The organism is Chloroflexota bacterium, from assembly GCA_023475225.1.
Classification (GTDB): domain Bacteria; phylum Chloroflexota; class UBA6077; order FW602-bin22; family JAMCVK01; genus JAMCVK01.
The window spans coordinates 65868-80228 of the sequence record JAMCVK010000008.1 but is presented as its reverse complement, the minus strand read 5'-3'; the positions used below and the strand labels follow the sequence as shown (position 1 = coordinate 80228).

Below are 14361 nucleotides of genomic sequence, written 5' to 3'. Positions count from 1 at the left end.
GAGGACAGTGGTGTCGTCAGCTATTGATGAATATCTTGAGGCCATTTACAAGCTACAACAGGAGGAACACCCGGTACATCCCTCTCGCCTGGCGAAGAGGCTTAAGGTTGCTCCATCGTCTGTGGCCGAGATGTTAAAGAAATTAGCCCAACAGGAACTTGTCAGCCGGACGGAGGATCTGGGCACTGTCTTGACCCCCAAAGGGGAGGAGATGGCCCTCAGATTGATTCGTAAGCATAGGCTTGCGGAGCGTTTTCTCACCGATATCCTGGGCATTCCCTGGGACAAGGCCCACGATCAAGCGTGCCAATTAGAACACGTCTTCTCGGCCGAAGCAACCGAGGGTCTGGAGAAGTTCCTGGAAAATCCGAGGACGTGTCCTCACGGTTACCCCATCCCCCAGAAGGATGGCACGCTCGTGGAGGAGGCGACCCGCTCCCTGGATGATCTTCAGCCAGGGGAGAGAGCGGTCATCATCTGCGTTGATGAGGAGGAGCCCAAAATGCTTCAGTATCTGGCCACCCTTGGGCTGCTACCATCGACAGAGATAGAGGTGGAAGAAGTAGGACCATTTCACGGTCCGTTTTTGGTTCGGGTTGGTAGGGCTAAGTATGCCCTTGGTCGAGAGGTGGCTTCCAAGATTCGGGTAAAGGCGATGGCAGTTGCTGAGCGAGGCAGAGGAAGGATCGCTGGGCGAGGCAGAAGAAAGATGCGCTGGGGTTGGAGATCACCGCCGCAGGATCCGAACGGGGGGATATAAACGATGCCGTTATCTTGCCACAGCGCTTTACAGAAGATCAAGGTTGATACCGATCTTACCGTTGCCCTAGCTGGTAACCCCAACGTAGGTAAGTCAAGCATCTTTAATCAACTTACCGGGATGGCCGTGGTCACGGCCAATTATCCGGGAAAGACGGTTACAGTCAATATGGGGACGACCAAGTTTGATGGACACACCATTGGTGTTATCGACTTACCTGGTACCTATGCTATCGGCGCCATCTCAGAGGATCAATGGGTAGCCCGACAAGCAGTCTTGGATGGTCATCCTGATGTGGTGGTCATGATCGTTGATGCTACTAACTTGGCCCGCAATCTCTATATGGTCCTTCAGTTCCTGGATCTGGGTTTACCGATCGTGGTGGCCTTGAACGTTGTCGATCAGGCCGAACAGCAAGGGCTCATTACCGATGTGGAGCATTTGTCACAGCTGTTGGACGTGCCCGTAGTGCCCACCGTGGCCACGCGGGGCGAGGGCATCAGCGAACTATTGAAGGCGACGCTCGAGGCATCGCGGAGAGGGCACAAGTCTGATGTTCGCCACGCACCTTATGGTCGGGATATCGAGGAGCCGATCTCTGCCCTTAGTCAATTTCTTATAGCGAACGAGGTCGCTTTGCCATATGGACTGTCACCACGAGCGATAGCCATCCTCCTGTTGGAGGGGGATCCGGAATTCATTCAGATGGTAGCCGCCTCGCCTCAGGGAAAGGAGATTCTGGATCAAGCCCAGGAGATGTCTGAGCAGATCGCCTACAAGCACGGCGAGCCCGCACCGTTGCGCATCGCCCGTGAAAGGCATGGTTTGGCTGGCAGCATTACCGCTCAAGTTCAGACGACCGTTCCCAGGGTAGAAACGCTGGCCAACCGCTTATGGCGCTACACCACTGCTCCTCTGACCGGAATCCCCATTCTCCTGATCGTGCTCGCCGCCACCTTCGCCTTCCTTTTTTATGTTGGTGCATTCTTATCTACAGTATTCAGCGATCTCTGGGCGGCTTATGTCTCACCGCTCATCGCTATGCCGATTCATTTCGTTCTGGGAGATTCTGTCCTGGCCAAGACCCTCCTCTGGGGCTTCGACGCTGGCATCGAAGCCGCGCTGGCTGTCGGTATACCCTACGTGCTGACCTTCTACTTTCTCCTGGCTGTGCTTGAGGATACTGGCTATCTCAACTCGGTTGCCTTCCTCGCCGATCGCCTGATGCATAACTTGGGGCTACACGGACGAGCCATCATCCCACTCGTGGCCGGCGCAGGTTGCAATGTCCCAGCTGTAATTAGTACACGGGTTTTGCCTACAATGCGTGAGCGTCTGATCGCCAGTACCCTGATCACTTTAGTGCCCTGTAGTGCTCGCACAGCAGTCATTTTAGGGGCCGTGTCATTGTACGCTGGCTGGTTACCTGCCCTGAGCATTTACGCCATTGTTTTGGTGCTCGTCGGGTTGGTTGGCCTGGGGTTAAATAAGGTGATGCCAGGGCATTCGACTGGGCTGGTGATGGAGATGTTTCCTTTCCGGATGCCCTCCTTTGGGGCGACTCTGCGGAAGACGTGGGCCCGTTTCCAGTCCTTCGTCTTTGTGGCTGCTCCTATCGTTCTGGTGGGCAGTATCGTCCTGGGAGCACTTTACGAGACCGGTTATATTTGGAACCTGGCCGCTCCCCTTGCCCCGATCGTGCAGGGCTGGTTAGGTTTGCCACCGGTGGCTGGTCTAACTCTGATCTTCGCTGTACTCCGTAAAGAGTTGGCCTTGCAGCTCCTGGTTACTCTGGCCATCGTCCAATATGGAGGAGGAGCAAGCGATCTCCTTCATTTCATGAATCAAAATCAAATCTTCGTTTACGCCCTGGTCAATACTATTTATATTCCCTGCGTGGCGACGATCGCTGTTCTGGGTGAGGAGCTTGGCTGGAGAAGGGCCTTACTGATAACAGGCTTTACGATCTCCCTAGCCATCATCATAGGCGGTATAGTTTGGCGCCTGCTTCCCTTGTTTGGATGGTGAGATAAGTGAAGGATCAGGTCAAGAGGGATAAGATCACTAGAGAGAATACAAATTATCAGTGCCCCTTTTGTGGCCGTCGATTCACAGCGGCGGAGGCTGAGGGGTGTAAGGCGTGCCCAAAGCTCTGGCGCTGCGATCTGGTGATGTGCCCCCATTGTGGCTATGAATTTCCCCGAATAGGTCGATAGCCTCCGCCAGCTACAGTCAGGCTGAACCTCCTAACTTGGGCCACTAGTCCTGGCTTTAATGATATGCTACACTAATGCAGGTGGGGTCTTCAGTTCTTGATCCAAAGAGGCAATCCCTAAGTCCTGCTTTGTTTACCTCAGGCCTAGAGCTGTTGTATGACTAAGAAGACTGGGAGGCATAGCGCTTTTAGTGATGAAGACGACAATGCGGGCAACCCGGGGTTATGTGGTTATCGATGAGGAAAGATGTAAAGGATGTGAAATCTGCGTTAGTGTCTGCCCCACGGGAGTGCTAGTCTTGGCTGATCGTTTTAATCATAAGGGATACCGCCCGGCGATGATGTGGAGGGGTGGGGAGCGTTTACCCCCACACTCCATGAGGCATCCGTTCGAATCATGGCGTAGTACAGCCAATGGACGGGAGGGTGAGTGCACGGGCTGCACACTGTGTGCCAGAATGTGCCCCGATGTAGCTATAACTGTTTACCGAACGGCGAACCATCCCTCCCGCAGAGGCGGCGTTTCCGAACGTCCTCGATGAGGAGGAGCAGATGGGCGAAAAGATATTAATGAAGGGTAACGAAGCCATTGGCGAGGGGGCGGTTCGGGCCGGTTGCCAGGCCTATTTTGGCTATCCAATTACCCCTCAGTCAGAGCTACTGGAGTATATGGCCGCGAAAATGCCCCAATTGGGAAGAGTATTCCTCCAGGCTGAGAGCGAGGTGGCAGCCATCAATATGGTTTTCGGAGCCGCCGCAGCTGGCGTCCGGGCTATGACCTCCTCCAGTGGCCCTGGCATCAGCCTTAAGCAGGAGGGTATCTCTTTTCTGGCTGGCGCCGAGTTGCCAGCCGTCATCGTCAATGTCATGCGGGCCGGCCCTGGCCTGGGGGGTATTGCACCCGCCCAAGGCGATTACTTCCAGGCCACTAAGGGGGGTGGGCATGGCGACTATCACCCGATCGTTTTGGCCCCATCCTCGGTTCAAGAGGCGATGGATTTAACGGCCCTCGCCTTCGACCTAGCTGATAAGTACCGTAATCCGACGATAGTTTTAGCAGATGGTCTGATCGGGCAGGTAATGGAGCCTGTCGAGCTCCGTAAGTTCGAGGTGTCAGCGCCTCCCAAACCGTGGGCTCTTACTGGAGCCAAGGGGAGGGAGAGAAATGTGATCAGGTCCATCAATCTTGAACCCGAGCAGCTCGAGGTGCATATCCGCCATTTGGAGAGAAAGTACGCGGCCATTCGGTCTAATGAGGTGCGCTATACCCAAGTACTGCTGGATGATGCTGAGATCGTAGTCGTGGCCTACGGCATAATGGCCAGGGTAGCTCGAACGGCTATCAAATGGGCCCGTCAGGAAGGCATCGTTGCTGGACTCTTTCGTCCCATCTCCCTCTATCCCTTCCCCTATGCGCCATTAACCGAGCTGGCCCAGAGGGTGCGTGTTTTTCTGGTGCTGGAGCTGAGCATGGGCCAGATGTTGGAAGATGTGCAGCTGGCTGTTGGTCACGGGCCACACGTTGCTTTTGTCAACCGTCTGGGGGGTGTGGTCCTTTCTGCAGAGGAAGCCTTAGAGTCGCTAAGGGAACTGGCTACAGCACTACGGGAAATCACCCCAGCAGTCCCTACTCAATTTTAGATGAAGGGAGGCTGGTAGCCTTGCTAGATATGGTGAAGGTCGTCTTCAAGCGGCCGGAGGCGTTGACCGAAACGCCAACTCACTACTGCCCTGGCTGTACACACGGCATCATTCATCGTTTGGTGGCTGAAGTAGTCGATGAGCTGTCTATCCGTGAGTGCACGATCGGCGTAGCGCCAGTCGGCTGTGCTGTCTTCGCTTACGACTATTTTAACTTTGACTGCACGGAGGCCGCCCACGGGCGAGCGCCGGCCGTAGCCACAGGGATTAAGCGCGTCCGCCCAGATAAGGTCGTCTTTACCTACCAGGGGGATGGCGATCTGGCGGCCATCGGTATGGCCGAGATAGTTCACGCAGCGATCCGTGGAGAGCAAATCACGGTTATCTTTGTGAATAACGCCGTCTACGGGATGACTGGCGGACAGATGGCCCCCACCACGTTGGCTGGGCAATACAGTACCTCAACGCCAGGCGGCCGAGATGTTAAAGCTGCTGGTAATCCGGTTAGGATATGTGAGCTATTAGCCCAACAGGATGGTCCGGCCTACATCGCCCGGGTAGCGGTCAACAATCCCCCTAATGTAGCTAAGGCCAAATCGGCCATCAAACTGGGCTTCCGGGCGCAGCTGGCCGGTCTGGGTTTCTCCCTGGTTGAGGTGTTGAGCTCCTGTCCAGTCGGCTGGCGAATGCGACCTATCGAGGCCCTAACCTGGTTAGCAGAGAATATGATCCCACACTATCCCCTTGGGGAGTATAGGGTCAGCGAGGAGCTAACTAAGCTTAGAGGGTGACAGGCGGGTGGTATCCTGATTATTCGCCCTGAATCTTGCTAATCTTGAATGAGGGTAGCAAATATGCATGAAGAGGTGATCGTCGCCGGTTTTGGAGGGCAGGGGGTGATGTTTGCCGCTCAGCTTCTGGCTTATGCCGGTATGAAGCAGGGTAAGCACGTAGCCTGGGTGCCGGCCTACGGCCCAGAACAGCGTGGTGGAACGGCCCACGCCGCGGTCATCATTTCTGACGAGGAGATAGGCTCGCTGATCGTCACTCGTCCCACCATAGCCATTGTGATGAATTCCCTCTCTAAGGAAAAATATGAACCAAAATTGAAGTCAGGGGGAACTTTAGTCATCAATTCATCATTGGTGAAGGAAAAGGTTACCAGAGCTGACATTCTGGTTATCGAGATACCAGCCAACGACTTAGCCCATGAGATTGGCAACGATCGTCTGGCTAATATGATCATCCTTGGTGCCTTGATCAGAGCGACGGAGGTTATTCCCCTCGAGGCCGTCATTAGCTCGCTCCCTAAAGTGCTTCAGGTGCGTCGTCGCCATCTCTTAGAGGCGAACGAACAGGCATTGCGGCGCGGCGTCGCCTTTTTTGAGGGAGCCAGATCCAATAGCACACTACAGTTTCAGTCCCACACTGTAAGATTAGGTACTATTTTTGAATGTACACATCATAAAGCAAAGGATACCAACCCCGGGGGTCAAAGCGCAGATCCTTTGCCTCAGCCCGAGCGCCCGTTATCTGATAAGCCTCCCAAAGGGGCACAATCATAGCCTCTTTCATGATGATCTGCTGCACCTTGGCGTAGATCTGCTTACGCTTCTCCTTGTCGATCGTGTGCGTACCCTCGTCCAGTAACTGGTCCAGTTCAGCGTTGGCACTCTTCGTCCAGCCGTAATTCATGTTGTTCCGGGAATGATAGTTGGTACTCAGTACGTTGGGATCCATAGCTGGTTGGAAGAGGGGCATGGCGTTGTGTTCATTCCGCTGGGCAGCCGACAAGAAGGCGTAATAGGTAGGCATAACGGTGAGCCTGGTATCGACTCCCAAGCGGTTCCATTGTGATTGCACTATCTGCAATACCTCAGGATAGCGGTTGAAAGGCATGGTGTTTAAGACGATGGTTAGTCGCTTGCCGTCCTTCTCCCGGAAGCCACCTGGGCCGACCCTCCATCTGGCCTTTTCCAGCAGCTCCTTGGCCTTGTTAAGGTCATTTTTATATGTGCTCTCCACACTCTTATCATAGGCCCACGAGGCTGCCGAGAGCACATTATGCGCTGGTGTCACTGCCCCATAGAAGAAGCTCTTGACTATCACCTCTTGATCGATCCCATAGTTCAGGGCTTGTCTCACGGCCAACTCGTTGGTCGGTTCTTTGCTGACATTGAGCATCAACACGTGGGGTTGCCCAGGTATAGGATTAAGGAACATCTTATACCTTGGATCGGCCTCGAAGCGGGTTATTTCTCGGTAGGGCATATCCTCAGCAACCTGAATCTCTCCTGTTTCCAACGTTCCTACGCGAGCCGCCTCCTCAGGGATGAACTTGAAGGTGATGCTCTCGAGGTAGGCCGGACCTTGATGCTTGAAGATCGGTGAGGCCCAATTGTAGTCCGGGTTACGTACTAAAGTGAGATGATCCTTGCGCACCCACTCTTTGAACATGAACGGCCCTGTTCCTACCAGATGGAGGCCAAAGTCCGGTCCCCACTTCTTCACCGCAGTCGGTGAAACCATGGCCAACCAGGTTTGACTTAAGGCATCAAGGAACGGACCATAAGGCTCCTTGAAGTTAACCCTTATGGTATACCCGTCCAGCACCTCACAGGACTTGTATGGACCCAGCAGAGCTGTCGCTTGTTGCGATTTTAACGCTGGATCAGCGATGCGGTCGAAGGAAAACTTAGCCGCCTCGGCGTTGAAAGGCGTTCCGTCATGGAATTTTACCCCCTTACGCAGCTTGAAAGTGTAGCTCAGTTCATCTGGCGCTATCTCCCATGACTCGGCTAAACCTGGATGGAACCCCCTTTCATCCTGCACGACCAGGGTATCGAAGACGTTCATAATCATCACCTGGGCATCGAAGGAAGAGCCAATGTGGGGATCGAGCGATGTCGTCGGCTCAAAGCTCAAGCCGTACACCAGCGCTCCACCCTTAACCGGAACCCTGGTTGGTGTGGTGGGAACAGGGATAGCCGTCGGACCCGGTGTTGGCGTTGAAGTGGCCAGCGTAACCGCTCCAAGCGCCTTGGTCGGTGTAGACGTTGGAGCAGGAGGCTGTGCAACGCATCCGACTAAGACAAGGCTGAGCAGCAAGATGCAACCAGTCAGAAGATGACTTGTTTCAACCCACAGACATCTACTGTGTGTTCTCACAGATAACCTCCCTGAAGACTTAATTTGTCCGGTTCTGACTTAGAACCGTTTTGTGTTTCCAGTGTTAAGTTACTCCTCTCTGAGTTAAGAATATTCAGCAACATTCTCAGCCATCTATATCTTCAAGCGAGGGTCGAGGGCATCTCGCAGCCCATCGCCCAGCTTGTTGATAGCTAAGACGGTAATCATAATGGCGAAACCGGGGAAAGTAGTGATCCACCAGGCATCACGGAGATAATTGCGCCCCTCGCTGGCTAGCAAGCCCCATTCTGGGGTTGGTGGCTGAGCCCCGAGCCCCAGGAAGCTGAGAGCCGCGGCCGTGAGAATGGCCCAGGCTATGCCGAGTGTAAAGAGGACGATCACTGGGGCAAAGACGTTGGGAAGGATATGCACGAACATTATCCGTCGATTGGAGCAACCAATCGTCCGTGCTGCTTCCACGTACAGATTCGCCTTAGCCGAGAGAACGCAACCACAAACGAGGCGTGTATAGTTGGGAATCCCGGCTATTCCCACGGCGATCATAACGTTTTTCAGGTCAGGTCCTAGCATGGCTACGATACCTAAGGATAAAAGGATGGTGGGGAAAGCTAGCATTACATCGGTTAAGCGCATTATGAGGGCGTTGATCCAGCCTCCGTAGTAGCCGGCCGCCAGACCAAGAATGACCCCAAAACAGGCTGCTATGCCCGCTGAGACGAATCCCATCGGCAACGAAATACGGCTGCCATAAATCACTCGACTAAGCACATCGCGTCCAAATTGGTCGGTGCCGAAAGGGTGAGCCAGGCTGGGCGCACGGAGCATGTTGGTCAAGGATTGCTCTAGGGGATCGTACGGCGCAGATTGACGGGCAAAGAGGGCACAAAGCACCAATAAAATGAAAATGGCCAGTCCTATTGTCGCCCCTCTATTTTTGGCCAAGCGCAAGAGCCAATCAGGCCAAATGCCTCTCCCCTCCGCCGGCTGAATGGCCGTAGCAACAACTCTGTGCACTCGTGTTTTTATCCTTAATCCGCCGACGCTATTCATGGTGAATACGGGGATCCAAGTAGGCGTAAGATAGATCAACAAGTAGGTTCACTACTACATACATGACGGCGATGAAGAGCACTGTGCCCTGTACTACGGTAAAGTCCTTGTTCAAGATGGCCGTGATAGCTAATCTTCCCACTCCGGGACGGGAGAAGACTGTCTCGGTGATCACTGATCCACCCAGCATAAATCCAAATTGGAGACCGATCATCGTCACGGCCGGGATCAGGGCATTCTTAAGGGCGTGACGCATAATGACGGCTCGTTCAATCAATCCTTTCGAACGCGCCGTCCGAATGTAATCTTGCGCCAAGACCTCTAGCAGGCCCGAGCGTACCATACGGGCGATAACCGCTGCTGAGCCGAAACCGAGGACAAAGGCGGGCATAATCAATCGTTCCCAACCGCCTGCCCCAGTGGCTGGTAGCCAACCAAGCCGCAGTGAGAAGAAGAAGATAAGTAATAAGCCAAACCAGAAACTGGGCATCGAGACGCCGAGCAGGGCCAACAGCATACTCAGATCGTCGAGCCAAGAATTGGGCCGCAAAGCGGAGAGGGTTCCCAAGGATACGCCCATAACGGTAGCTATAAGCATGGCCGCTCCAGCCAGCTGAAGGGTACTGGGCAGCTGCTCCAAGATCAGGTCAAGAACAGGGACGTTGCTTAAGACAGAGCGGCCCAGATCCCCGTGAGCAAGACTCCACATATAGCGGCCATATTGTACATAGCCCGGGTCGTCGAGTCTCAGCTGCTCACGAAGTCGAGCGACAGTCTCGGCCGGTGCCCCTGACTGAGCGAGCATGGCCATCACCGGATCGCCAGGCAGAGAATAGAGCATCAGGAAGGCGGCTGTCGCAACTCCCAGTATCACTGGTATCGATATCAGCAGTCTGATCTGGATATAACGCAGCATCAGGGAGTCGACTCCCTGTTCAGCTGTGATGGTAACTTGGCCCCTCGCTCCAGCATCTCGGATATCGTTACAAACCTATATTCCCGTAATTGTGGCAGGGCTAGCTCTAAGGCCTCTGGTAACTGAGCGATGTGGTCGTGCATGACCACGATGGCTTGATCGGCGGCGCCATCAACGATGTTACGGGCGATAGTCTCTGATCCAGGTAATGTCCAATCGCGCGAACTGTAGGTCCAAAGCACCTTCGAATAGCCCAAGCGGGCAATCAATGCGTCTATCTTCGGATCAGTCTGGCCCCAGGGAGGACGAAATAACCGCACCTTGATCCCTGTCGTAGCTAAGATTACTTTTTCAGCACGGAGGATCTCTCGTTCTACCTCTTGAAAGTTTGTCGCTGGTAGGGTTGGATGTGAATAGCTGTGATTACCGATCTCGTGTCCCGCAGCACAAATTCGACGGGCAGCCTCAGGGCGGGCGGCCACCTGGTCACCTCGCAGAAAGAAGGTGGCCCGGGCCCCATAGCGTTTCAATACACCCAAAATATTATCCGTATGAGGTGGTGTAGGTCCCCCATCGAAGGTAAGGCTTAAGACCTTCTCTCCGACTTTAGGCCCATTGGTTTCCATCCAGTTAACCTTCCTCTCCGCCTCGTATTCGGACCACCCAGGTCAGACTGGTATACTGTCAGATATATGGGGGAGTCCAGCTTTGATGGGGGACTAAAATCTATTATAAGCCCTTTGTATTATAGCAATATGTAGCCCTGTAACAATAGTCCAAAACACCCGATCCTAGAAAGTGCGAAAAGTCCGCAGGCTACCTTAAACCCCCTGCGGCGGTTTGGGGGGGCTATACAACGCTCTCAGGCTAGTCGTTGACTACGGTGTTATCTGACCATATAATTTGCCAAGGACGTGGAATCCCGTTGTTCCCGGTCAGGGGATGCGGATTGATATGTAATGCCATAAAAAAAGGGGTGCTTAAGGAGGAACAATGGATCAAGATACAAACCTGAGGACCGTACCACAGGATTTCGAGGGTAAGGTCATCTTAGTAACCGGCGCTGGGCGGGGTATAGGCAAGGCCGTCGCCCTTGAGTTCCTACAACGGGGGGCCATTGTAGCAGCTACCGATCTGCAGCCGCCAGATTGGGAGGTGGACGAGTCCGCTAAGGGAAGGCTGCTTCGCCTCAAAATGGATGTTACCCAGGCCAGGGAGGTTGAGGAGACAGTGCGCCAAATAGCTGATCGTTACGATGGCATTGATGTCCTGGTGAACAACGCCGGCGCCAACGCTGCAGCCGCTATCGCAGAACTCACTGAGGAAGCATGGGATTTCGTCTTTGCGGTGAACGCCAAGGGGACCTTTTTCTGTACTAAGGCTGTAGTTAAGGACATGCTGGCCAGGGGGAAAGCAGGCCGGATCGTTAGTATCGCCTCTATAGCAGGTCGGATGGGCTTCCCCTACGCCAGCAACTACTGCGCCTCCAAGGCGGCCGTGATCGGTTTCACCCGCTCGTTGGCCGCTGAGCTGGGACCACGGGGCATCACTGTAAACGCTGTCTGTCCAGGCACAGTATACACGGAGATGATCAAAGGACTCATTGATAGAGAATCCAAGCGAAGCGGCAATACCACTGAACAGGTTAAGGAGACTCTAGAAGCGCGCATCCCGCTCCACCGCCTGCAACAACCTGAAGATATCGCCCGTACTGTCGCCTTTCTGGCCTCCGAAGGGGCCCGCAATATCAGTGGTGAAGCGATCAACGTGGATGGTGGACAGGTCAGGGATTAAGTGGCCATACGTATTGCGAACTGCTAGATTAATGCTACAATATCAGTGGTGATACATCTGATACTCAATGCTGAGCGGACATGGGCTGAGGGCGAATAAAAATTCTTAAGGAGGTTCACCGATGAGACCGAAACCTGAATTCACGCCACCGAGTGAGTTCGAAGGCCTCCAGAAGCATTTGCTGGTAAAGAAGGGCGATCTACCCAGATACGTCCTAACCCCAGGTGACCCCGGACGTGTGCCGCGCATCGGCAAGTTCTGGGATGAATACGAGGAGGTCAAATATCACCGTGAATTTCGTGTGGCCAGGGGAAGGTATAAAGGGGTAGACATTGGCGCTTGTTCCACCGGCGTTGGTGGCCCCTCCACCGATATCGCTGTGGTGGAGATGACCAACATCGGCGTGGATACCTTCATCCGGGTGGGAGGGGCCGCGGGCTTACAGAAGGACATTGAGCCCGGCGACCTGGTCATCCACACCGGAGCGATGCGCTTGACCGGCGCGCCCCGCGCCTACATCGGTGACGAATACCCCGCCGTGGCCAGCTACGAGGTCGTCCTGGCCCTGATCGAGGCTTGCGAACGCCTGGGGTTCAATTATCACGTGGGACTCACGGCCAGCAACGACTCCTTCTACGCCGGTGAGGCTAATCCTATCCCCGGCGGGTATTGGCCCTCAAGGCTTGACCATCACATCGAAGACCTGAGTATGGCCAAGATCGCCACCTTTGAGATGGAAGCTGCTACCCTCTTTGTGTTGGCTAACCTCTTCGGACTGAGGGCCGGCTGCATCTGTGTCACCGGCTCTAACCGCATCACCCGGGTGAGAAAACCGATCGATTATGACAAGGCCTGTCAGGCTGCTTGCGAGGCCGTGCGGGTACTGGCTGAATGGGATGGAATAAAGGAACGACACCAAAAGCGTCACCTCTTCCCTTCCCTGCTTCAGGCCGAATGAATTAAAGTTCTTCGGAGAGGAGGTGATGTATAAAGCGACGTTGGTGGTCGAAGACTCTTCGAGTTGACTTTACCCTAAATGTGTAATGCGGTGTTTTAGTTCTGTGAAAGGAGACTTTCCGTGAAAAGACAGTTTTTGCTGCCGATCGTTGTCGTCCTATTGTTCAGTTTCGTAGTGGGTGCCTGTGCGCCAGCCGCCGCCCCAACACCGACGCCGACCAAGCCACCCGCCCCAGCAGCGGTGACACCGACGCCGGTGGCTGTGGCCACTCCGACGCCAGTGCCACCGACGCCAACTAAGCCAGCGGCACCGGTTACCCTCCGCTTCCTGGGTTTGCTTGGGGAGCCAAGGTTTAGCGCCTTTAAGACCATGATCAAGATGTTCGAGGAAAAGCACCCGAACATCAAGATAGAGTATGAAGCAGTGCCTTTCGCGGAGGTCTTCCGCAAGATCGCTGTCTCCCTGGCCTCCGGTGAGCCCCCCGATGTGATCGACGCCGATGGACCGAACATCAAGGCCTACGCCTATGCTGGCTCCATTATCCCCCTGGATGCTATCTACACCAAAGAGGATATGGCTGACTTCGTCGAGGCCTCGGTGAGGGAGGGATCCTGGCAGGGCAAATTATACGCTGGGCCGTACATCCAGTCCTCCATCCTCATCTTCTACAACACCAAGATGTTTGATGAGGCGGGCATTAAGCTACCGCGGACCCTGGAGGAGGCCTGGACCTGGCCCCAGTTCGCTGAGGCCCTGCGCAAGGTCGTCGGTCCCATCCCTCCCGATGGCATCCCCAAGGTCTGGGGGTTGGTGACACGCAGCCTGGGGACGAACTATGACTGGATACCGATGGTTCGCTCCAACGATAAGCCGGGCACGCCCACGTTTATGGGGATGAGCCCGGAGGGCACCAAGGTAACCGGCTACATCGACACGCCGCAGGCGCTGGAGGCCTTCCAATTTATGTCCGACTTCTTCAACAAGTGGAAGCTCTCTCCTCAGGCGACAGTCCCTGATGCCTTCGAGACGGGCAAGGCGGCCACCGCCATGCGCCCGGATGACTTTGTTATCGTCTTGAAAAAGTATCCGGACATGAAATGGTCGATCATGCCGTTGCCCTACCTGAAGACGCCCATCACCCATACGGGCAATCTTATGCTTACAGTGACCTCTGGGGCCAAGCATAAGGAGGAAGCCAAAGAGTTCGTCAAGTTTATGACCAGCAAGGAGATGGCGCCGATCTGGTTTAAGAATATCGGCATGCTTCCAGCCCGCAAATCGGCCTATGCCCAGATACCGGAGTTTCAGACCTTCCCCTTGAACCTCTCCTATCTGGAGCTGGTCAAGTGGGGACACGCTCGCCCGGAGACACCTGGCTATACAGAGTATGGCACTTTAGTTAACCAGGCCCTGGCTGACATCATCAGGGGTCTGCCAGTGGAGAGCACGATCAAAACGGCGGCGACCAGGATTGATGCCGAGCTGAAGAAGTACGCCAAGTAGAATGGATTACCTGGTGGGGCATAGATTATGCCCCACCAGGTAACTGCTCCAGCGGTTTTATATCTAGGAAGAGGATGACCTGGGTCTCGGCTCATGCCGAGGCTGAGGAACGGCGTTTACAGTACTATACTTAGGCACTAACCAAGATCGGCGTTGCTCCCCTCTTCGTCGTTTGGCGGGCCCTGCCCTCACCCCTATAGCTTGAATCTCTGGCAATCGGGTTGCTCCAAGGCAGGTGTAAAGCCGGGGGCCTACCTCCACCCGCCCTACCGCGTTGGACGACGAGAATCAAGCCATCAGGGACGCATTCCGCTCAACTGAGGCTCTACTCTGCAACCGCATCGGCATTCGGTATCTTTTGCGATCTTATATTT

General features: G+C 54.6%; 12 protein-coding genes and 1 pseudogene. 9 read left to right on the top strand and 4 right to left on the bottom strand.

Going from position 1 to position 14361, the window contains the following annotated elements; genetic code table 11:
* Nucleotides 1-10 precede the first annotated feature (10 nt).
* The 6 genes and pseudogenes from M1136_01585 to M1136_01560 all read left to right on the top strand — a co-directional run bounded on the left by M1136_01585 (nt 11) and on the right by M1136_01560 (nt 5989).
* On the top strand, nt 11-760 hold the full coding sequence (locus M1136_01585) for a metal-dependent transcriptional regulator (protein MCL5074331.1): 750 nt from the start codon (nt 11-13) through the stop codon (nt 758-760).
* Nucleotides 761-763: 3 nt separating this feature from the next.
* A complete protein-coding gene (gene feoB, locus M1136_01580) occupies nt 764-2788 on the top strand; it encodes a ferrous iron transport protein B (protein ID MCL5074330.1) in 2025 nt (674 codons plus the stop codon).
* A gap of 393 nt (nt 2789-3181) precedes the next feature.
* Entirely contained in the window at nt 3182-3517 is a 336-nt protein-coding gene (locus M1136_01575) for a 4Fe-4S dicluster domain-containing protein (protein MCL5074329.1), read from the top strand.
* Between the two features lie 10 nt (nt 3518-3527).
* Nucleotides 3528-4616, top strand: a complete 1089-nt coding sequence (locus tag M1136_01570; protein MCL5074328.1) for a 3-methyl-2-oxobutanoate dehydrogenase subunit VorB — start codon at nt 3528-3530, stop codon at nt 4614-4616.
* Nucleotides 4617-4645: 29 nt separating this feature from the next.
* Nucleotides 4646-5407, top strand: a complete 762-nt coding sequence (locus M1136_01565; GenBank protein ID MCL5074327.1) for a thiamine pyrophosphate-dependent enzyme — start codon at nt 4646-4648, stop codon at nt 5405-5407.
* 63 nt (nt 5408-5470) lie between these two features.
* Nucleotides 5471-5989: pseudogene (locus M1136_01560) on the top strand (2-oxoacid:acceptor oxidoreductase family protein).
* Nucleotides 5990-6059: 70 nt separating this feature from the next.
* Here M1136_01560 and M1136_01555 read toward each other — a convergent pair.
* The 4 genes from M1136_01555 to M1136_01540 all read right to left on the bottom strand — a co-directional run bounded on the left by M1136_01555 (nt 6060) and on the right by M1136_01540 (nt 10358).
* Nucleotides 6060-7784, bottom strand: a complete 1725-nt coding sequence (locus M1136_01555) for an ABC transporter substrate-binding protein (GenBank protein MCL5074326.1) — start codon at nt 7782-7784, stop codon at nt 6060-6062.
* Nucleotides 7785-7898: 114 nt separating this feature from the next.
* Complete coding sequence (locus M1136_01550) at nt 7899-8780, bottom strand: ABC transporter permease (protein MCL5074325.1); 882 nt, start codon at nt 8778-8780, stop codon at nt 7899-7901.
* A 28-nt stretch (nt 8781-8808) separates the two neighbouring features.
* On the bottom strand, nt 8809-9732 hold the full coding sequence (locus M1136_01545) for an ABC transporter permease (protein MCL5074324.1): 924 nt from the start codon (nt 9730-9732) through the stop codon (nt 8809-8811).
* A complete protein-coding gene (locus tag M1136_01540) occupies nt 9732-10358 on the bottom strand; it encodes a polysaccharide deacetylase family protein (GenBank protein MCL5074323.1) in 627 nt (208 codons plus the stop codon). Before M1136_01540 ends, M1136_01545 begins: the two co-directional genes overlap by 1 nt.
* Nucleotides 10359-10725: 367 nt before the next feature.
* Between M1136_01540 and M1136_01535 the strand changes: the two genes are divergently transcribed.
* The 3 genes from M1136_01535 (at nt 10726) to M1136_01525 (ending at nt 13987) form a co-directional block, all read left to right on the top strand.
* On the top strand, nt 10726-11526 hold the full coding sequence (locus tag M1136_01535; GenBank protein MCL5074322.1) for an SDR family oxidoreductase: 801 nt from the start codon (nt 10726-10728) through the stop codon (nt 11524-11526).
* Between the two features lie 121 nt (nt 11527-11647).
* Entirely contained in the window at nt 11648-12484 is an 837-nt protein-coding gene (locus M1136_01530) for a nucleoside phosphorylase (GenBank protein MCL5074321.1), read from the top strand.
* Between the two features lie 120 nt (nt 12485-12604).
* Entirely contained in the window at nt 12605-13987 is a 1383-nt protein-coding gene (locus tag M1136_01525; GenBank protein ID MCL5074320.1) for an extracellular solute-binding protein, read from the top strand.
* The last annotated feature ends 374 nt before the right edge of the window (nt 13988-14361 follow it).

Excerpts from the sequence above, each read along its gene's own strand:
- M1136_01530 (MCL5074321.1), top strand. The coding sequence starts at position 11,648 with ATGAGACCGAAACCTGAATTCACGCCACCGAGTGAGTTCGAAGGCCTC.
- M1136_01570 (MCL5074328.1), top strand. The coding sequence starts at position 3,528 with ATGGGCGAAAAGATATTAATGAAGGGTAACGAAGCCATTGGCGAGGGG.
- M1136_01565 (MCL5074327.1), top strand. The coding sequence starts at position 4,646 with ATGGTGAAGGTCGTCTTCAAGCGGCCGGAGGCGTTGACCGAAACGCCA.
- M1136_01535 (MCL5074322.1), top strand. The coding sequence starts at position 10,726 with ATGGATCAAGATACAAACCTGAGGACCGTACCACAGGATTTCGAGGGT.
- M1136_01540 (MCL5074323.1), bottom strand. The coding sequence starts at position 10,358 with ATGGAAACCAATGGGCCTAAAGTCGGAGAGAAGGTCTTAAGCCTTACC.
- feoB (MCL5074330.1), top strand. The coding sequence starts at position 764 with ATGCCGTTATCTTGCCACAGCGCTTTACAGAAGATCAAGGTTGATACC.
- M1136_01575 (MCL5074329.1), top strand. The coding sequence starts at position 3,182 with ATGCGGGCAACCCGGGGTTATGTGGTTATCGATGAGGAAAGATGTAAA.
- M1136_01545 (MCL5074324.1), bottom strand. The coding sequence starts at position 9,732 with ATGCTGCGTTATATCCAGATCAGACTGCTGATATCGATACCAGTGATA.